Origin of the sequence: Shewanella aestuarii, assembly GCF_011765625.1 — a bacterium.
In the GTDB taxonomy this organism is placed as follows: Bacteria; Pseudomonadota; Gammaproteobacteria; order Enterobacterales; family Shewanellaceae; genus Shewanella; species Shewanella aestuarii_A.
In genome coordinates, this window is record NZ_CP050313.1 from 762,721 (window position 1) to 782,593 (window position 19,873).

20 protein-coding genes are annotated in these 19,873 nt (G+C 42.2%); 15 read left to right on the top strand and 5 right to left on the bottom strand.

From position 1 onward, the window contains the following. Positions 1–123: 123 nt before the first annotated feature. A complete protein-coding gene (locus HBH39_RS03495; RefSeq protein WP_167675662.1) occupies positions 124–621 on the bottom strand; it encodes a GNAT family N-acetyltransferase in 498 nt (165 codons plus the stop codon). Between the two features lie 2 nt (positions 622–623). Continuing rightward, positions 624–1,181 (bottom strand): inosine/xanthosine triphosphatase, encoded by a 558-nt coding sequence (gene yjjX, locus HBH39_RS03500; RefSeq protein WP_167675664.1) that lies wholly within the window; start codon positions 1,179–1,181, stop codon positions 624–626. Positions 1,182–1,427: 246 nt separating this feature from the next. Here yjjX and HBH39_RS03505 point away from each other — a divergent pair, with 246 nt between their 5' ends. Then, the gene (locus HBH39_RS03505) at positions 1,428–2,216 is read left to right on the top strand and encodes a viroplasmin family protein (protein WP_167675666.1); all 789 of its coding nucleotides are present in this window, start codon (positions 1,428–1,430) and stop codon (positions 2,214–2,216) included. Positions 2,217–2,274: 58 nt separating this feature from the next. Here HBH39_RS03505 and HBH39_RS03510 read toward each other — a convergent pair whose 3' ends face one another. Further along, positions 2,275–3,141, bottom strand: a complete 867-nt coding sequence (locus HBH39_RS03510; RefSeq protein ID WP_167675668.1) for an SDR family NAD(P)-dependent oxidoreductase — start codon at positions 3,139–3,141, stop codon at positions 2,275–2,277. Positions 3,142–3,189: 48 nt separating this feature from the next. Next, on the bottom strand, positions 3,190–3,579 hold the full coding sequence (locus HBH39_RS03515; protein WP_167675670.1) for a thiol-disulfide oxidoreductase DCC family protein: 390 nt from the start codon (positions 3,577–3,579) through the stop codon (positions 3,190–3,192). Between the two features lie 218 nt (positions 3,580–3,797). On the opposite strand from HBH39_RS03515, the gene HBH39_RS03520 reads away from it, so the two are divergent. The 14 genes from HBH39_RS03520 (at position 3,798) to HBH39_RS03585 (ending at position 18,904) form a co-directional block, all read left to right on the top strand. Beyond that, positions 3,798–4,943 carry an efflux RND transporter periplasmic adaptor subunit gene (locus HBH39_RS03520; RefSeq protein WP_244325730.1) on the top strand — a complete coding sequence of 382 codons (1,146 nt, stop codon included), beginning with the start codon at positions 3,798–3,800 and terminating at the stop codon, positions 4,941–4,943. A 1-nt stretch (position 4,944) separates the two neighbouring features. Beyond that, positions 4,945–6,033, top strand: a complete 1,089-nt coding sequence (locus tag HBH39_RS03525; RefSeq protein ID WP_244325731.1) for an efflux RND transporter periplasmic adaptor subunit — start codon at positions 4,945–4,947, stop codon at positions 6,031–6,033. Positions 6,034–6,041: 8 nt separating this feature from the next. Then, positions 6,042–9,113, top strand: coding sequence for an efflux RND transporter permease subunit (locus HBH39_RS03530; protein ID WP_167675672.1), 3,072 nt, complete (start codon positions 6,042–6,044; stop codon positions 9,111–9,113). 290 nt (positions 9,114–9,403) lie between these two features. Beyond that, positions 9,404–9,766 (top strand): dihydroneopterin triphosphate 2'-epimerase, encoded by a 363-nt coding sequence (gene folX / locus HBH39_RS03535; RefSeq protein ID WP_167675674.1) that lies wholly within the window; start codon positions 9,404–9,406, stop codon positions 9,764–9,766. Between the two features lie 24 nt (positions 9,767–9,790). After that, positions 9,791–10,474 carry a GTP cyclohydrolase I FolE gene (gene folE, locus HBH39_RS03540; protein WP_244325732.1) on the top strand — a complete coding sequence of 228 codons (684 nt, stop codon included), beginning with the start codon at positions 9,791–9,793 and terminating at the stop codon, positions 10,472–10,474. Positions 10,475–10,610: 136 nt separating this feature from the next. Further along, complete coding sequence (mpl, locus tag HBH39_RS03545) at positions 10,611–11,993, top strand: UDP-N-acetylmuramate:L-alanyl-gamma-D-glutamyl-meso-diaminopimelate ligase (protein WP_167675676.1); 1,383 nt, start codon at positions 10,611–10,613, stop codon at positions 11,991–11,993. 15 nt (positions 11,994–12,008) lie between these two features. After that, positions 12,009–12,668 carry a flavin prenyltransferase UbiX gene (locus HBH39_RS03550; protein ID WP_167675678.1) on the top strand — a complete coding sequence of 220 codons (660 nt, stop codon included), beginning with the start codon at positions 12,009–12,011 and terminating at the stop codon, positions 12,666–12,668. A 7-nt stretch (positions 12,669–12,675) separates the two neighbouring features. Continuing rightward, positions 12,676–13,206: a hypoxanthine phosphoribosyltransferase gene (gene hpt, locus HBH39_RS03555; RefSeq protein ID WP_167675680.1), complete on the top strand. Its 531-nt coding sequence runs from the start codon at positions 12,676–12,678 to the stop codon at positions 13,204–13,206. A gap of 98 nt (positions 13,207–13,304) precedes the next feature. After that, entirely contained in the window at positions 13,305–14,240 is a 936-nt protein-coding gene (locus HBH39_RS03560) for an ABC transporter ATP-binding protein (protein WP_167675682.1), read from the top strand. Further along, positions 14,240–15,010 carry an ABC transporter permease gene (locus tag HBH39_RS03565; RefSeq protein ID WP_167675684.1) on the top strand — a complete coding sequence of 257 codons (771 nt, stop codon included), beginning with the start codon at positions 14,240–14,242 and terminating at the stop codon, positions 15,008–15,010. The genes HBH39_RS03560 and HBH39_RS03565 overlap by 1 nt, the downstream gene beginning before the upstream one ends. Positions 15,011–15,183: 173 nt before the next feature. After that, positions 15,184–16,340, top strand: a protein-coding gene (locus tag HBH39_RS03570; protein WP_167675686.1) for an IS3 family transposase whose coding sequence is annotated in 2 segments (ribosomal slippage) — positions 15,184–15,430 and positions 15,430–16,340 — 1,158 coding nt in all. Because the reading frame shifts where the segments join, the coding sequence is not laid out codon by codon here. A 219-nt stretch (positions 16,341–16,559) separates the two neighbouring features. Continuing rightward, positions 16,560–16,853, top strand: coding sequence for a HigA family addiction module antitoxin (locus HBH39_RS03575; protein WP_167675688.1), 294 nt, complete (start codon positions 16,560–16,562; stop codon positions 16,851–16,853). 494 nt (positions 16,854–17,347) lie between these two features. Continuing rightward, positions 17,348–17,599, top strand: a complete 252-nt coding sequence (locus tag HBH39_RS03580) for a hypothetical protein (RefSeq protein ID WP_167675690.1) — start codon at positions 17,348–17,350, stop codon at positions 17,597–17,599. 411 nt (positions 17,600–18,010) lie between these two features. Further along, a complete protein-coding gene (locus HBH39_RS03585; RefSeq protein WP_167675692.1) occupies positions 18,011–18,904 on the top strand; it encodes a LysR family transcriptional regulator in 894 nt (297 codons plus the stop codon). A 460-nt stretch (positions 18,905–19,364) separates the two neighbouring features. Here HBH39_RS03585 and HBH39_RS03590 read toward each other — a convergent pair whose 3' ends face one another. Beyond that, positions 19,365–19,793 (bottom strand): hypothetical protein, encoded by a 429-nt coding sequence (locus HBH39_RS03590; protein ID WP_167675694.1) that lies wholly within the window; start codon positions 19,791–19,793, stop codon positions 19,365–19,367. Between the last annotated feature and the right edge of the window lie 80 nt (positions 19,794–19,873).

Here is a 19,873-nt window from a genome sequence, read left to right on the forward strand (position 1 = left end):
CTGATGGAAACCCTTACTTCGAGGCTACCAAGCTTTAGTCTGATTGCAAAGCGTTATACTTAAGGCTAGGTTAATGTGCTGGAAATATGTACAAAAGTGCCTTAACGTGACCTTGTTTCGTTATTAAAGGGTTTTTATCATGGCAATTTCACAGGCATCGTGACCTGTTTGACCAAGATGTTGGCTATGACTAAAGCCGAGCTTTTGATATAAAGCTAACGCTTCAACTAATACTGCTGTGGTTTCCAAATAAACGACTTGGTAGCCTTGCTGTGCGGCAAAATCAAAACAAATTTTCGACAGAGCTTTTGCCATGCCTTTGCCACGCAAGCTTTGGCTAAAATACATTTTTTGCAATTCACAAATTGCTTCATTACCCGCCAGTGGCGCAATGCCTGCCCCGCCAACTATTTTGCCATCTAGCTCTATCACCCAATACTGCGCTTTTGGAGTGTCATATACTTGATATAAGGTGTCTAAGGTTTTATCTGCTACGCCAAATCCCTTGTCGGGGGTTAAGCCATATTCGGCAGACACTTGACGAATAACCGCCGCAATAGCCGCATTGTCCGCTTGAGTGATTGGGCGAATGGTTGGGGTAACATTTAATGCTTTTGTCATGTTTATGCTTCAAAAAAGGATTGATTGATAAAAGGTGCCATGGCCAACAAGATTGCTTGAGTGTATATGCTTTCTCGCGTGGCTAAACCTTGGGTTAGTAACCCAATTGCACCGCCTTTTTGCTTGATGTTTTGGGTATTGAATAATCGGTCCATCACATGGCCAAGTTCTTCACCGGCAACCAACGCTTGGTAAACCTTGCTAGGCAATGGCAGTAATGCGCTGCGGCCAATGGATAATTTATCTTGATGAATTATCGCCATATATGCAAATGTGGCAGCACCATGGTCAAATTGATCCACTCCGCCCTCCATTGCGACCACAAAATCCACCTTTATTGCGTTGTCTTTGGCGTATTGCTGGCAGTATTGTGCGCGATTGATCGCCCCGAGTTTAGTCTCTGCTTCTGTCATCGGCTGCTCAGCCACCAATGACGGAGCATGCATGCCTTGGCAATCAATTTGCGCCTGAGGAAAATACTGGCTAATGGCATGTTTGGCGGCGGCAATTTTTACCGGATTTTTTGAACCGACGAGGATAGAGAGGTTGTCTTGGGTCATTAGTGGCTATTCATTTTAGTGTTAACTATGTGGATTATGATATCAGTGAATAAGCGGTTTGGCATAGTTAACCCAGTCGCTCAACGACGGTTAATCATGGTTAACAATATTAATGGCGATGTGTCTATTTTAGATGGTTCAGTCTCAATTAAGCTTTAAGCCAATTAACGTGTGACTAATATGGCTGATACATGGCATGATCGTCGCCAAGAATACACAATGATAATTTGAGTGGTTGGCGACGTTATGGCAAAGAAATTTTATGTTGTTTGGGCAGGACACAAACCGGGAATTTATACCACTTGGGATGAGACCAAACAGCAGGTTGATAAATTTTCCGGTGCTCGGTATAAATCTTTTGCTACTGAAGCAGAGGCCAAAGCTGCATTTGGGCAGTCGGCCAGTAAAAGTATCGGTAAACAAAGTGTCGGTGCAACTAAAACCGCTGCAAGTCAGTCAGCCAAAAATGCCACTAGCCCACAAGGGGTAATATTATCGCAGCAGCAAGCGCTGGCTAAATATGATGTGGTAATTTATACCGATGGTGGATGCGATCCAAACCCGGGTAAGGCGGGCTCTGGCATGGCGGTTTACCGTCAAGCTGAGTTACACAGCTTATGGTATGGTCTGTTTAACCCTAATGGCACCAATAATACGGCTGAGTTAAACGCCTTATTTGAAGCCTTAAAACTTGCACAATCTGAACTAGCCAATGATTCAAGTGTGTGTATTTTTAGTGACTCGCAATATGCCATCAATTGTATTTGTAATTGGGCTTATGGCTGGAAGGCCAAAGGTTGGACCCGCAAAGGCGGTGAGATTGCGAATCTTGACTTAATTCAACAAGCCCATGAGTTATACGATGCCATTAAAGATAAACTGGTGGTTGAACATGTTGCCGCCCACGTGGGCATTGAAGGTAATGAATTAGCCGATCGCATGTCTATTTATGCGGTTGACCAACAGCAAAAGAGCTTTGTTGAATATCCTTCGCCTATCGATCTTAAATCTGTGCTTGCCATGCGTGCGGGATAGTTGAGGTTTTTGGCTAGTAGGGCATCACCAACTTATGTAATTTACCAGCTTATGCTATTCACCAACTTATGCTATTTCCCTGCCAATCGATAAAACTCGCTTCACCATCGATAGGTAGGGTAGTTAATATGCCTGCTAAGCGTTCAGCGACAAACTCAGCACTAAATAGTTTGCCTGCGGGTACATTGGCTTGAAATGGCTTTGATAACGGGCTGTCGGTCGTGCCGGGATGAAAGGCCACTAATTTAACTTGTTTAGCACGGCGGGCATATTCTACCGCTGCGGTTTTAATCAACATATTCAGCGCCGCTTTTGAGGCGCGATAGCTGTACCATCCACCTAAGTGATTATCACTAATACTGCCCACTCTGGCACTTAACAACACTATGTCGCAGCGTTGTTTTTGGCGGCTTAACGGCTGTATCAATGCCTGTAACCAAAGCGTGGGAATAACGCTATTGGTGTGAAAAACCTGCATTAAATTGGCTGAGTTGATTTCTTCTAAGCGCTTTTCTGGTTTGATACTTGGGGTTTGATTTAGGCTTTGCTGTTGATTGCTGGCGACTTGTGCATCTAATTCTGGCGCTATGTCGTGCAAAATTCCATTGCAAATAAATACCTTCGCTATGTGAGTTGCACCATCTTTGGCTTGGGTGATTGTATTAACCACATGCGTAATACTGCTGGGTTGGTAATCGCAGGTAAAATGCTGATGGCTAACCAAGTCAGTTTGAGTTAATAAGTCTGTTAATTGGCTTGATGCACTATTTGCTCGGCTGACAGTGACAATATGTAATGGGCTTAGTGTTTCGTAAGCTTGCTGAATACATTCAAGGGCAAATGCGTTTGCAAGCGTCGATGAAGCACCAATAATCAATATTGTCGGAGTTGCTTGCTGTGTTGCTTGGAGCGTAAGTTGCGCCATAAGTCCTCTAGCAATTGATTTATCGTTAATGTCGATTAGCGAGTTGAATTATTTAAGGTTACAACTACCGGTTTCGCAGCGCTGCTTACCCGTTAACAAGTAAGATATTTGGTAGCGATTTTTGGCAAAAGCTAAGTAGGCTTTATCTGCCACAGGTTTTATTAGTGGTAAACGCAACAGTTTTATCCAGCAGTGTTTACCGGTTAACCCCCAAGCCATCGCGGTAACATCTAAGCCTAAAATCATCCTTCCATCCGCCGTTAATCCATGCAAAATGGTGTTGGCTTTTGCTAAATCGAGTTGTGGATAGCGCTCAGCTAAATCGGGGGCATTTAAATCTTCCAGATGAATTTTATGCAAAGGATCATGTTGCTTTAATTGTGCCATTTCATTGGAACACAGTGGGCAAGCGCTATCGTAAAAAATGGTCAGTTCCATGGCGGTATCCTATTTATCTAAATGGGGGAAAAGGATGTCTAACTCAGTAAAGCCCAACGAAGCCAAGGTTAAAAACAACCCAATCAACCGAGTTATTAATCATTGATACGCTAGAAGCGTACAAATTAGATCTAAAACTTGAACAATTGTTATAAAGCTAGTGGTTTGCTACACCTAACTTTATCAAAGTGTTACACTTAGTTAACTTTTTGGAATGGATGGAACCGTACATCATGCAAGTTAGGTTACTGTTAAATAGACTAATAAAGACGCTTGCGTTTTCTTTGCTCCCGCTTTGCTCATCCTATGTATTAGCCCAAACTGATACCTTGGCTGTTGAAGTCGCTCCTGTTGAAGTCAATGCTCTTGAACCCAACAATATTGAAGCGAATTATGCTCGACCGGTGAAAGTGATTCAGCTTGATATCGGTAAAGGTAATCGAGAGCGTATTTTGCCGGGTGAAGTAAGAGCGTCAGATCGGGCCTCATTATCGTTTCGTGTGGCAGGTCAAATTGCAAAAATTTATGTTCGCCCCGGTGCACATGTTAAAGCGGGTGACTTACTTGCTGAGCTCGATAGTGATTTATATCAGCAACATTATGAAGTTGCCAAAGCCCAATATGAACTCGCCAAAGTGCTATTTGAACGAAATACCTTACTGGTTGAGCAAGGCGTCGTGTCACGCAATGATTATGACCAATCAAAAAGTGACTTCACAATCGCCACCGCAGCACTTGATAAAGCTAAAACGGATTTAACTTACACCAAGCTTGTTGCCCCTTATGACGGCATTATTTCAAAGCGCGATCATCGTGCATTTGAATTTGTTATGGCCCAAGAGTCGGTTTTAGGTATTCGAACAGAATCTTTTGTTGATGTTAGTTTTCAATTGCCTGAGCAATTTATTGGTGCAATTCAGCGCACCGAGGCACTTGATAAACAAACTAATCGAGTTGAAGTGAAATTTGATAGCCGACAAAAATGGTATCCAGCAACCTTAAAAGAAATGAGCACCGTTGCTGACTCAACTACCGGCAGTTATACCTTAATATTGACCTTACCTATGCCTGAGCAGCTCAATGTTTTGCCGGGCATGGCCGCATCAGTCAAAGTGAAACTGCCCTCGCGCGGTTCACAAACCAACCCTGTCATTCCCAAAGGCGCATTAGTTAACCAACAAGGGCAAGATTTTGTGTTTCGCTGGCTGCCGCACGACAAGCAAGTCGAAAAGGTGGCGGTAGAACTGCAAGATAATAAATTGCTTTCAGGGCTAGAAGATGGCGACTGGATAGTGGTTGCCGGTGCGAAAGAATTAACCGATGGTGACAAAGCCGTTCGCTGGGTTAAGGAACGAGGGCTATAAGATGCAAACTACATTGAATATAAAAGCTTATCGTGCACTCTGTTGCATGTTAATAGTAAGTTCACTTACTGCCTGTCAGCCGGCTGTTGATATTCAAACACAGCCCACCTTAGTGCAAACCTATACTTTGCCTGTGTCAGATAACCAAGTCATGCGTGAGTTCAACGGGGTTGCCAGAGCGCAAGATTTAACACAGTTGTCGTTTCGGTTAGAAGGTCGTATTGCGCAAATCCCGGTATCAAAAGGGCAAACTGTTAAGCAAGGTGATGTACTTGCGGTGCTCGAAAAACGAGATTATCAAATTGCCTTAGACGATCGAAAAGCGCGTTTAGATGTTGCCCAAAAACAAGCCGATCGCATTAAGCAACTGGTTGATAAAAAGTTAATGGCGCAGTCGGAATACGATCAAATCAATGCGCAATATTTGGTTGCCAAAGCTCAAGCAAAACAAGCTGAGCTCAACCTGCTTTACACGGTATTACGTGCGCCCTTTGATGGCATGGTCAGTGATGTATTTCTCGAATCATTTGAAAACGTGCAACCCGGTAAACCAGTGCTGAGTATCCAAAAAGTGGGGCAAATTGAAGTAGATATTCAACTGCCAGACATGCTGATTGCAGTATCGCATCGTGGTAAAGAAGAGGGTTCGTTGAAGGTTAAATTTGATGCCTTTGATGACATAACGTTCAATGGCCGTTTGCTGGAAGTGAGCACAGAAAAAGATCCCAAAACCTCAACCTACATTGCCACCATCGCCGTTGACCTAGACCCAGCTTACAAGGTGTTAGAAGGGATGCCAGCGAAGGTTTCGATTAATTTAAGTAAAGTCACCTATACCTATAATCGTGAATTTTTACTGCCGATCAACGCCGTAGTGATGAAAGATGGCGACAACCTCGCAAAACAAGAAAGTGGCGTTTGGTTGTATGACAAAACAACAAAAACAGTGCACTACCAAACGGTTCGTTTAGGGGTGATTGTTGGCGATCAAATCGAAGTGGTGGATGGGCTACAAGATGGCCAAACGATAGTTACCGTCGGCGCGTCAAGGCTACTTGAAGGTCAGCAAGTCGAACTGGTTAAAGGATAATTATAACAATGAATATTGCAGGCTATTTCGTTAAAAATACGGTGATTAGTTGGATGTTCACTTTGATCTTACTGATCGGTGGGTTAATGGCCTTTACAGGTCTTGGTCAACTAGAAGATCCGCCTTTTACCATTAAAGATGCTGTGGTGGTAACGCTATACCCAGGTGCAACCCCAACCGAAGTTGAAGAAGAAGTGACTTATTTGGTTGAAAAAGCCATTCAAGAACTGCCTTATATCGACAAAATTAAATCCCTGAGCACATCGGGGATGTCACAAATTAACGTGACCATGAAAAACCATTATGGCCCAAACGAGTTGCCACAAATATGGGATGAACTACGCCGTAAAGTCAATGATATGGCATCAAGCTTACCGCCCGGCGCGAACCCACCTATGGTGAATGACGACTTTGGTGATGTATACGGCATTATGCTTATGGTGAGCGGTGAAGATTATAGCTACCGAGATATATCAGATTATGTCGATTACATTAAGCGTGAGTTAGAACTGATCCCCGGCGTTGGCAAAGTGTCATTGGCAGGTAAGCAGCAAGAGCAAGTGTTTGTTGAAATGTCGCTGAACAAGGCTTCAAGCTCTAACATCGACCCGCAATTAATCGCTAACTTACTTAACTCGCAAAATATGGTGTCTGACGCGGGCAATATTCAAGTTGCCGGTGATAATCTCAAAATTCGCACCAGTGGCGGTATTCGGTCGGTGCAAGAATTAGAAGAATTGATTATTCCAGGAACCGAAGGTGATAAATTAATTTACTTAAAAGATGTGGCCACGGTTTCTCGTGGCTTTCAAAATATCCCGACTAACCTATTAAGTTTTAATCAACACAGCGCAATTAATATTGGAATTGCATTTTCATCAGGGGTTAATGTGGTTGAGGTTGGCAAGTTAGTGGATGCCAAGTTAGCCTCACTTGAAAGTGCTCGCCCAGCGGGTATGCAAATTGAAACCATGTATAACCAACCTAATGAAGTTGATAGGTCCGTTAGCAGTTTTGTATGGAACCTAATTGCCGCTGTTGTGATTGTGATTGGCGTACTCTTGGTGTTTATGGGGCTGAAAAGCGGTATTTTGATTGGGTTAATTTTGTTTTTAACCTGTCTTGGTACCTTTATGTTGATGCTGCAGGCTGAAATTGAATTGCAACGTATCTCCTTGGGTGCGCTCATTATTGCTTTAGGGATGCTGGTGGACAACGCCATTGTGGTGGTTGAAGGGATATTAATCGGCCGTCAACGTGGGCAAACCACCCTAGAAGCCTCACAAGCCATTGTAAAACAAACTATGTGGCCATTATTAGGCGCGACAGTGATAGCCATTACCGCCTTTGCACCGATTGGATTATCACCTGATGCAACCGGTGAGTTTGCAGGTTCGCTATTTTGGGTATTGCTGTTTTCATTATTTTTGTCGTGGGTCACTGCTATTACTATTACCCCATTTTTTGCCCAAATATTTTTTGGCGCTCAAGGTGAACAGCAGCAAGTGGGTGAAGCAAAAGACCCTTATGCCGGTGCATTCTTTGTTTACTATAAAGCCCTGTTAAATATATGCATGAAATACCGCTGGGTAAGCACGATTGCTGTTATCGCCACCTTTGTGGCTTCGGTTGCGGGTTTTGCTTTGGTGAAACAATCGTTTTTTCCACCTTCGACCACGCCTATCTTTTTAGTGGATATTTGGATGCCTGAAGGCACAGATATACGTGAAACCAGCAAAGTTGTTGAACAAATGGAAGCTAAAGCTGCCAGTATCGACAATGTTGAATTTGTATCCTCTACGGTAGGTAAAGGTTTTCCGCGTTTCTTGTTAACTTATTCGCCAGAGAAAAACTTTGCTTCTTATGCGCAAATAGCCATTAGAACCACAAGCTTTGATACGCTGGATAAGGTGATGTTTACCTTCAGAGACTACGCTGAAAACACCTTTGCTCAAACCCAGCTGAAGTTTAAACGCCTTGAAGTTGGCCCATCGACAGACGCTAAAATTGAAGCGCGTATTAGCGGCCCCGATCCAGATGTGCTTCGGCAAATTGGCGCGCAGGTGATGGCGATATTTAATGCCACGCCAGCTACGGTAAATGTGCGTCATGATTGGCGTGACAGGGTTAAGTATATCTCACCGGTGTTTAATGAAACCCAAGCCCGTCGCTTAGGCATTGTAAAAAGCCAAGTAGATGAAACCCTTAAATTTGCCTTTACGGGGGTGAATATTGGTGTATATCGCGAAGGCACTACCTTATTGCCGATTATGGCAAGCCTACCTGCCGATGAGCGAGTCAATATTGAGTCGTTTGAAAGCTTGCGCATTTGGAGCCCAGCAATTGGTGCCTATGTACCATTGCAGCAAGTGGTTGATGGCTTTGAGGTGAAATTTGAAGATCCAATTATTCAACGCCGCGATCGCAAGCGAACTTTAACTGTATTTGCCGATGCAGATTTTGCCTATGACATTTTGCCAGCAGCCTTGTTCAACCAAGTTAAACCACAGGTCGAAGCGATTGAGTTACCTACCGGTTACGAACTGCAATGGGGCGGTGAATATGAGTCATCAAATGATGCCAAAGAATCATTATTTGCGACCTTACCGCTAGGCTTTTTGTTTATGTTTTTAATCACGGTTTTCTTGTTTAATTCTGTGCGCAAGCCGTTGGTTATTTGGTGTTGTGTACCATTGGCCATCATAGGTATCACGTCAGGATTGATCATCCTAGACAAGCCTTTTAGCTTTATGGCACTACTGGGTATGCTGAGTTTGTCGGGCATGTTACTTAAAAATGGCATTGTATTACTTGATCAAATTAATACTGAGATCAATGAAGGCAAAGAGGTGTTTCAAGCCGTATTTGAATCAACCGTTAGCCGAGTTCGCCCTGTGTGTATGGCCGCGGTCACCACTATTTTAGGCGTGTTACCCTTGATCACCGATGCGTTTTTTGAGTCATTAGCCGCAGTGGTGATGTTTGGCTTAGGCGTTGCAACTATACTGACATTGCTGATTGTACCTGTGTTTTATATCATCTTCTTCAAGGTGAAATACCGTGATTACAAAACATTCTAAATAAACCTGAAACAAAAAGGCCAACTACTGGCCTTTTTGTTTTAATAAACCTGATCGACACTTACCTATGGAAATTACTTGGTCATCATGCGGTAAGCAATCATAGGGTGAGCAAAAAATCGCCTTGCTCTATGCAAAAATCGCACTTTTGAATCAGCCCCAAAAACGTCAATATTCGCCTAGCTAGCACGTTAACTAATGTCTTATGCGCAGCTCAGCTCAAGTAAGATGATCTTTTTTAAAATAAGCAGCGTATTAACCAACATCACTTCATTTTAATGGGCTCAACTATGCCACTTAGCAATGCTGTTATTAACATCACTAACTTGCGCCTACGTACCTTTATTGGCTTTAATCCTGAAGAGCGTGAAAAGCAGCAGGATGTAGTGATTAACATTGAAATTCATTATCCCGCTGATAAATCGTTTTACACCGATAATGTAGCCGATGCCCTTAACTACAAAGTGATCACTAAAAAAGTGATTCAACATGTAGAAGAAGGTCGTTTTTTATTACTGGAAAAACTAGTTGCTGATGTGGTTGCCATTTGTAGTGAACATCCTTCGGTAACCCTTGCCAAAGTAACCATAGACAAACCTCACGCGCTGCGCTTTGCCGATTCGGTATCGCTATCTCTTGAGCACCGCCGCTAATTAACCTTAATTGAGGACACTATTATGACAATTGCTATGCCATTAGATAGTTCGCCACAAGCCCCAAATATTTCTGAAGCGGCGCGCAAAGTACAACAAGCGTTAATTGCCCAAGGGCTAGAAACCCCAACAGTTAAATCAGCACTCACAACGGATCAAAAAGTAGAACGTATCCAAGGGTTAATGCGTGAGGTTGTGTCCACTTTAGGCCTTGATTTAACTGACGATAGCATAACCGATACCCCGCTGCGTATTGCCAAAATGTACGTCAATGAGATTTTCTCCGGTCTTGATTACGCTAACTTTCCTAAAATTAGCCAAATCGACAACAAGATGGGCGTTGAAGAAATGGTGAAAGTGAGTGATATCAGCGTGGTAAGCACCTGTGAACACCATTTTATTACCATTGATGGCATGGCAAAGGTGGCTTATTTACCCAAAAATAAAATAATTGGGTTATCTAAAATAAACCGTATTGTGCGCTTTTTTGCTCAGCGTCCACAGGTACAAGAAAGACTCACACAACAAATTTTAGTGGCCTTACAAACTTTGCTTGAAACCCAAGATGTGGCCGTGACCATGACAGCAACCCATTACTGTGTTAAATCTCGCGGCATTATGGATACCACATCCAACACCCAAACCACAGCATTAGGTGGCAGCTTTAAAACCAACCCTTCTACACGGGCAGAGTTTTTAGCCAAATGAGCTGTTACGTGCAGCAAGATTAATAATGCAGATTACCGCTAACAGAGAGCACATTTGAATAATCCTTGATTGCTAACTGACATTAGTGCAGCGACTCGGTAGAATGTCGGCAATCTGTTTTCGGTAGAGCAAATTCATGCACGTACATATTCTAGGTATTTGTGGCACCTTCATGGGCGGTTTAGCCCTGTTAGCCCGCGCCATGGGGCATAAAGTGACTGGCAGTGACGCTAATGTTTACCCGCCAATGAGCACTCAACTTGAACAGCAAGGCATTGAGCTCATACAAGGCTTTGACCCTTCACAATTGGGTGAAGAGGGCATTAATCAACCCGATTTGGTGGTAATTGGTAATGCCATGAGCCGCGGTAATCCTTGTGTTGAAGCTGTACTTAACAAGGGGATGAACTACACCTCTGGGCCACAGTTTTTATCCGAGCATATTTTACCAAAGCGCTGGGTTCTGGCGGTATCGGGTACTCATGGCAAAACCTCTACCTCAAGTATGCTGGCATGGATTTTAGAATATTGCGGATACCAACCTGGCTTTTTAATAGGTGGCGTACCGCAAAACTTTGGTGTATCAGCAAAATTAGGCAACTCGCCCTTTTTTGTGGTTGAAGCCGACGAATACGATAGCGCCTTTTTTGATAAACGCTCTAAGTTTGTTCATTACCGTCCACGCACCTTAGTGATCAATAACCTTGAATTTGATCACGCTGATATTTTTGCTGATTTAGCCGCTATTCAACGCCAATTTAATCATGTTATCCGCACCGTTCCTGGCGATGGCAAAGTGATTTGGCCTAAAGATGTTCCCGCAGTGCAGCAAGTGATAGATATGGGGTGCTGGAGCGAGCAAGAAACCTTTAGTCAACAAGCTGATAGCCGAGGCTGGCAAGGTGTGTCTATTGCTGAAGATGGTCACGAGTTTGAAGTGATATTTAACGGTGAATCGCAAGGGGTTTTACGTTGGGATTTAATTGGCCAACACAATATTGAAAACGCTGTGATGGCCATTGCCGCCGCGCGTCATGTTGGGGTTAGCCCAAATCATGCTATTGAAGCATTGACCCAGTTTAGTCCACCAAAACGTCGTTTAGAATTACTGGCAACGCCTAATCATATTGCGGTATATGATGATTTTGCGCATCATCCCACGGCTATCGCAACTACCCTAAAAGGGCTGCGTGCTAAAGTGGGTAACAGCAAGATTATTGTGGTACTTGAGCCCCGTTCAAACACCATGAAAAGCGGTGTGCATAAAGACACCTTAGCCGAGTCAATGGCATTAGCGGATCAAGCTTGGCTGTTTCAAGCCAGTAATGTGGGCTGGAATATTGCTGACAATATGCAATCAGCCAGTATTCCTGTCACGGTAAGCGATAGTATTGATGACATAGTGGCGCAAGTAAGCAGCAATGCAAAAGCCGGAGACACTATAGTGGTGATGAGTAACGGCGGCTTTAACGGTATTCATCAAAAAATTATTGCAGCAATTACTCAGCAGTCTAAATAAGTAAGAGGAGCCTTAATGGCTTATGTAAAAAAACAGCGCGCAATAAGCCTAGCTTGGACAGGTGCCTCCGGTGCGCCTTATGGTATCAAGCTATTGCAATGCTTATTGGTGGCTGATTACCAAGTGTTTTTAATGATCTCTAGCGCAGCGCGGGTGGTGTTGGCGACTGAGCATGATCTTAAGCTAAGTGCTAACCCAGAAAAAGCCCGTGAACAATTACTAAGTTACTTTGCCGAGCAACAAGTTGAATTAGCCGGTGAATTGATCGTACTGGGTAAAGATGAATGGTTTTCGCCGCCGGCATCTGGCAGCGCCGCACCCAAGCAAATGGTGATTTGTCCGTGCTCAACCGGCACATTAGCCGCGGTAGCCACCGGAATGAGCAATAATTTATTAGAAAGATCAGCCGATGTTGTATTAAAAGAACGCGGTCAATTAATCTTAGTGCCAAGAGAAACTCCTTTTAGCGCCATACACTTAGAGCATATGTTAAGCCTGACTCGCAACGGCGCGACCATCATGCCAGCGGCACCAGGCTTTTATCATAATCCCAAATCGGTTCAAGATCTGGTAGACTTCATGGTTTCCCGAATTTTGGATCATTTGGGTATTGCACACGCACTGACAAATCGTTGGGGTTACGGCACTGAAGCCGCCCAAGATATCGACAATTGAGAAGTTTATGAAACACACGATTGAACAGATGATTTCGACTGAAGAGATCAATCAAACTTTAGATCAACTGGCTGAACGTATTAATGCGCATTATGCCAACAGCGAGCGTTTATTAATGGTCGGCCTGTTAAAAGGTTCAGTAGTTTTTATGGCTGACTTATGTCGCCGTATTAAAGGCCATGTTGAAATCGATTTTATGTCAGTATCAAGTTATGGCAACAGCATGACCACCTCACGCGATGTGAAAATCTTAAAAGATATTCAGTCTGATATTGGTGGGCGTGATGTGCTAATTGTTGAAGACTTAATTGACTCAGGCAACACCTTAAACAAGGTTCGCGAAATGATATTATTACGCAACCCCAAAAGTTTAGCCCTGTGTACTTTGCTTGATAAGCCTGAACGCCGTGAAGTTGACGTACCGGTGGATTTTATTGGTATGAGCATTCCTGATGAGTTTATCGTAGGCTATGGTATTGACTATGCAGAGCAATATCGTAACTTACCTTATATTGCTAAAGTGGTGCCATTAGATTAATGCAATTTGATGATTGACAAACTCCCGCTATAGGCGGGAGTTTTGTTATGCGCCGCTCAGGTTTATTAGAATGGATTGAAAATGAATGAGGTATAACAATGAGCAATAACACCAACGCATTGGTGATCGACAACCTACAAAAAACCTATAAAAGTGGCGTACACGCGGTTAAAGGCATTAGCTTAACTGTAGAGCAAGGCGATTTTTTTGCGCTATTAGGCCCCAATGGTGCAGGTAAGTCGACCACTATTGGCGTCATTAGCTCATTAGTGCAAAAGACATCTGGTAGCGTCAAGGTGTTCGAATATGATATCGACAAAACCCTTGAACAGGCCAAAATGTGCATAGGCCTAGTGCCGCAAGAGTTTAACTTCAATCAGTTTGAAACCGTGCTGCAAATTGTGGTTAACCAAGCTGGTTATTATGGCGTAACCCGCGCAGTGGCATTACAGCGAGCACAAAAGTATTTAAGCCAGCTAGATTTATGGGAAAAGCGTAATAGCCAAGCCCGTGCATTATCTGGCGGCATGAAACGCCGTTTAATGATTGCGCGCGCCTTAATGCACGAGCCTAAATTATTAATCCTAGATGAACCCACAGCCGGTGTAGACATTGAGCTACGCCGCTCGATGTGGGAGTTTTTAAAGCAAATTAACGCTCAAGGCGTGACCATTATTTTAACCACCCACTACCTTGAAGAAGCCGAAATGCTGTGCCGTAATATCGGCATTATCGATAAAGGCTTATTGGTTGAATGCACCAGCATGAAAAGCCTGCTTAGCAAACTGGATGTTGAAACCTTTATTTTGGATTTACGACACGACATTGAAACCGCGCCAACCTTAAATAATATGACTTGCCGCTTAGTTGATGCACACACGCTAGAAGTGGATGTGGCTAAAGCCAACAACCTTAATGATTTGTTTAGTCAATTAAGTCAGTTAAATATTGAAGTGCTATCAATGCGCAACAAAGCAAATCGCCTTGAAGAGCTATTTGTCGAGTTAGTTAAAAAAACGAAGGACTCAAAATAATGAACAAGCTTTATTGGATTGCCTTTAAAAGTATTTTAATTAAAGAAACCAATCGTTTTACCCGTATTTGGGTGCAAACTTTAGTGCCGCCAGCTATTACCATGACATTGTACTTTTTGATTTTTGGTAACTTAATTGGTAACCGCATTGGCGAAATGGGCGGTGTATCTTACATGGAGTTTATTGCACCAGGCTTAATCATGATGTCGGTGATTACCAATTCTTATTCTAACGTGGCCTCGTCTTTTTTTAGTGCAAAAATGCATGGCAGCATTGAAGAATTAATGGTGGCACCCGTCCCTCATTATGTGATGATTGCCGGTTATGTTGGCGGCGGCGTGGCGCGTGGTTTAAGTGTTGGCTTGATTGTTACTTTGGTGGCCATGTTTTTTGTAAACCTCAGCCTTCATCATGTTGGTTTAGTCATTATGACAGTGTTTTTAACCTCAGTATTATTTGCGTTAGGCGGGTTAATTAACGCGGTATTTGCTAAAAGTTTTGATGACATTAGCATTATCCCTACCTTCATCTTAACGCCACTGACATATCTTGGCGGGGTGTTTTACTCACTGTCATTATTACCGGATTTTTGGCAAGGCGTGTCAGCGTTAAACCCAGTGGTGTATATGATAAACGTGTTCCGCTACGGCTTTTTAGGCTTTGCAGATATCAGCATTGGCTTATCCATTGCCATCATGGTCGGCTTTTGTGCCTCACTATGGTTTGTGGCTTATTATCTTATCTCACGCGGGATTGGTTTGCGCAGTTAGGTTTAGTTAGCGGTTAAACTTCCTTGGTTAAATGTAGCTGAGCAAGATTGTTGACAAGGACTCGAATGAGTCCTTTTTTGTTAATATTAAATGCAATCCATAGGACTTTGTTGTGGTTGAATTAGCCGGACACTTCAATAAAGGAATATAATAATGCCATTATTGAGGTGAATATGACTAAACGAATAAATAAACAATATCCAGATGACTTTAAACAAGAAGCTGTCGCTTTGGTTCTTGAACAAAATTACACAATAGTTCAAGCAGCAGCTTCTTTAGGTATCACAGATAAAATCCTTTACAGCTGGGTTTCTAAACACAAAAAGCAGGCACAAGGTGATACCTTATCTGTCGATGAACGCACCGAACTTATGCTGTTACGCAAAGAGAATAAACGCTTATTAATGGAGCGTGAAATCCTAAAAAAGGCCAGTGCCTTCTTTGCGAAAGAAATGAAGTAAGGTACTCATTTATCAAGACTCTTGTGTCGAAATACCCTATTTCGTTGGCGTGTAAAGTGATGCAGGTCAGTTCGTCAGCGTATTACGTTTGGCTTAAAAGGCCTGGTGAGCTTATCACTGCTGACACACTAGAATTATTTCGTCGAGCTAAAGCACTATTCAAGGCCAGTAGAAACAGCCTGGGTAGCCGAGAATTAGCTAAAGCATTACGCAAAGAAGGGTTTAATATTACACGTTATCGCACTATTAAGTTAATGGCGCGATTGAAACTGGTGGTAACGCAACGTCTGGCTTATAAAGTCACCACAAAGCGTAAACACAGTGATAGCGTGGCTGATAATTTGCTTAATATGAATTTTAATCCAGTTGGGCCAAACCAAGTCTGGGCTGGTGATGTGAGCTATCTTAAAACAGGCGAAGGCTGGCTATATCTCGCAGTGGTAATGGATTTATATTCTCGCAGAATCGTCGGCTGGCATATCTCTAAGCGCATGACGAGAGGCTTAGTGGAGAAAGCATTTTTGAAGGCTTATAACTTGCGAAAACCACCTAAAGGCCTAGTTTTTCATAGCGATAGAGGTTCGCAATATACTAGTAAAGGCTATCGACGTTTATTAAAACAATTGGATTGCAGAGCAAGTATGGGCGATGTGGGAGCGTGTTGGGACAATGCTGTTGTAGAGCGATTTTTTGGTAGTTTGAAACACGATTGGTTATTAAAAGTACCACAGCCAACTCGTCATCATATGTGTGATGATGTGGCTAAATATATGAAATATTACAATGTAGAACGACTGCATTCGGCAAATGCTGATCAGTCACCTATAGACTTTGAAATCTCTTTTAGAAAAGTGTTCGGTTGGAGTTGACCAGAACATAGGCGGGCGTTATAAGCATTTGGTCTGAGGGTAAAATGGAATCAGAAAAGTTTTCTATCTACAAAAGTCCTCTTTCGGATGAATCTAAAAAATTGAGACTTAATAGTTGAAATGGTTTCATTTTCTTGCTCCGCATCTTAAGTGTTAATTTTTTAATTCTTCCGCTTAAACTTTTTATCTTATCTGCCGCAGAGCGGCTTCGTTCAACTAATGACTATGCATAATCCACCGCATCCGGGTGAGTTTATTTCCGATGTATATATGGAACCTTTTGGCTACAGCTGCAGATTTGTCGCCAAACAATTAGACGTTTCAGCTTCAACTCTTAACCGAGTACTTAAAGGTCAGAGTTCCATAACACCCGAAATGGCATTGAGACTATCGAAGGCTTTAGGTAGAAGCCCAGAAAGTTGGCTGTCCATGCAAGACAATTATAACCTTTGGCAAGCGAAACAGAGCGTTAATTTAGCTAAAGTACACCCTATAAAATTCGCTTTGGCGTAGAGGGAATATAATAAGCGCCTAAACTCCGACAATGTAACGTTGTCATGGTTTTGGCAAACAACGCAAAAAACCACGCCAACACATTGCGTGTTAGGCGGGCGTTATAAGCATTTGGTCTGAGGGTAAAATGGAATCAGAAAAGTTTTCTATCTACAAAAGTCCTCTTTCGGATGAATCTAAAAAATTGAGACTTAATAGTTGAAATGGTTTCATTTTCTTGCTCCGCATCTTAAGTGTTAATTTTTTAATTCTTCCGCTTAAACTTTTTATCTTATCTGCCGCAGAGCGGCTTCGTTCAACAAATCGTTTATGAGTGATCCCCAACGCTTGCCTGTTTCGGTTCGTTCAAGTATGGCAAACGCTGGTGAACTAATAACAAACATGGCTGTACAAAAATGGCTGTACAAAAAGCGAGAGGCATTTTTCTTGTCAAAATAAACCGTAATAAGCGCGATGTGGCATAATGATTTTGTTTAAGAGTTAATGAGTTTATTGTGGCAAAACCAAACCCTAAAGGCCCTGTTCGCACTGTTGATATTTATTGTGCTAAGTGTCAATCAAAGTTGTTTAAATATCGTAAAGGTGGCAAAGGCGCGTTAGTTAAATGCTTTAAAGAGCGGATTGTAGGTGATTTTACAACTCGCGCCGGTACTTGCCCTCAATGCGAGTTAACATTTGCTCGTGAAGTGTTAATACGTGGCACACCTGCTTATAAAATAATTGGCGGCAAAGTGACGATGAAGTGATTTTGTTTAGTTGAGAGACTTATATTGAGATACAAAAAATCCGCGGCGGTTGGCCTGCGGATTTTTACTGATATCTGGGGGAATATCAGCATGATCAGACTTGTGTGATATTTTGTAATGCGATGGGGGAGCATTAACAAGATATCTATGCCTGATATCAGTTGTAGGAGATTAGAGATAAAGCTAATAACCTAAACTGATTATGCTTTTTTAGCGTCAGATTGCTTTACTACTACTTCAACTTTTTCAGGAAGAGCGGCAAGAACAAGTGCGCTAGCAAATAAGTTTTTGAATGCTTTCATGTCAAAATCCTTCAAATAAAACGGTTAACTGGTCGGTGTGAAATAACTATATTCTTCAGCTATAAATAAGTAAAATGACAAAAAATTACTCAGTAGATTCCATTTTGGCATGAACATATCAATTAAAAATTTGCAGTGCTTCCTTACTGTCATTGAAGTTGGCCACTTTACCTTAGCGGCCGAGCAGTTATATATGACACAACCTACGCTGAGTAAAACCATTAAAAAAATGGAAGAGACGCTCGACCAACAATTGTTGATCCGTAATAACCAAAAAGTAGAAGTAACCGAGGCCGGTTTGCTATTAGCGAAAAGTGCTCAACAAATAGTGGGCCAATGGCATCGTATGTATGAAGATATGAATGCGCTTACGGGGTTGAAGATTGGTCGCTTGCGATTGGGGTTGAGCCCAATGACCGGTGGGATGTTCATTAATATGTTGGCTCGCTTTCAAACTACCTATCCTGGGATTAAGGTTAATATGCTTGAAGTGGGTGGTTTTGCGGTTGAAAAAGCGCTACTAAATGATAGCTTAGATATTGGTGTTACGGCTTTGCCAACTAACCATACCGATGAGTTTAATATCTTAAAATTAGAGCGTTACCCTTTAAATGTATGCTTGCATGTTGATCATGAGCTGGCAAGTCAAACGCATCTTAAATGGCAAGATTTAGATGGAAGGCCTTTTGTGCAATACAATGATCAATTCGCCATTGGGAAGGTTATTAGTCATAGCTGCCAAGGCGCTGGTTATAAGTTAAATGTTGTGTCACAGACGGGGCAGTGGGAATTTATGACCGCCATGGCAGAGGTGCAAATGGCATTTGCTATTTTACCGGCACCTATTTGCCAGAGGGTGTCGTCAAATAAACTTAAGTTTATTCCGTTAGATGAAAAAGTCGCTTGGGAGTTAGCATTTATTTGGCGTAAAAACTTGCCGTTAACCGCTGCGGCTCAAGCATTTATTGCTCAAGTTAAACCTACTTATAAAGATTCGGTGTAATTATTAAGGCTTTTTTTGTAGGCCATTAAGTTGAAGTAAATTGGTAAGCGAAAGTTGCAACAAGCAACGTTTCATAGGCCTTAATGACAACAATTTTTACATCAAGTAAAAATAAGTAAAGTTCAAATATAACATATAGATAAGTTTAAGTGATAGGTGTCAAATTAACGGTTTGATGATGTTTTGTGTGTGGGCGGGTAGGGTATGATGTTGTTATTCAACGCTACGAGAATGCTTAATGGCTCATTACAAATCTTGCCCATGTTGCGCGGCAAAAACCATTTTTTATAAAGTTCAGCGCACTTTTATCGAAAGGCATTTTAAATATAAAGATTGGAGTAAGTATAGTTGTGCTGTGTGTGGTTCAGTATTTATGAGTCATCAGATTAATTCACAACAAAACATTATAATTAATAACACTGTTTGCCAGAAATTATCTGATTGTTAATTTTCTGCATGATTAACCTTTTGTCATTTCTGTACACGAGTTATTGCGTATTTTGTACTGGTCTATTTTCAGCTCTAACCAAGTTTGTGCTTCTTCGATCGATTTGCAAATTTTGACATTTTCAGCGCACAGAGATGGTGTTTGACTTTGGGTTATTGTTGCCAAAATAGCCACATTAAACACTAATGCTTTGGCTATCATATTTTGTTGGTTCATCCATAGGTTATAGGATTCAAGTAGTTGAAAAGCTTCAGGGGTGGCACCTTCTAGCTTGGTATTATCCACGAGTACCGCAAAAGGTTTGCCCTCGCGCTGTTTTACTAGCGTCATGACAGTGTCGGTATAGTTTTTTATGCCAAATTCATTAAATGCGCCAATCACTTTTGTGTAAATAATATCCTCTTGCATACTTACGCTATGTTCTCCGTGTGCAACAGCCATAGGTTTCCTTAAAAAGTCTGCGATGGGTTAATTGATAACATAAGCATTTTGTGATGTGAATCACTTTTTAGATGTTTGCT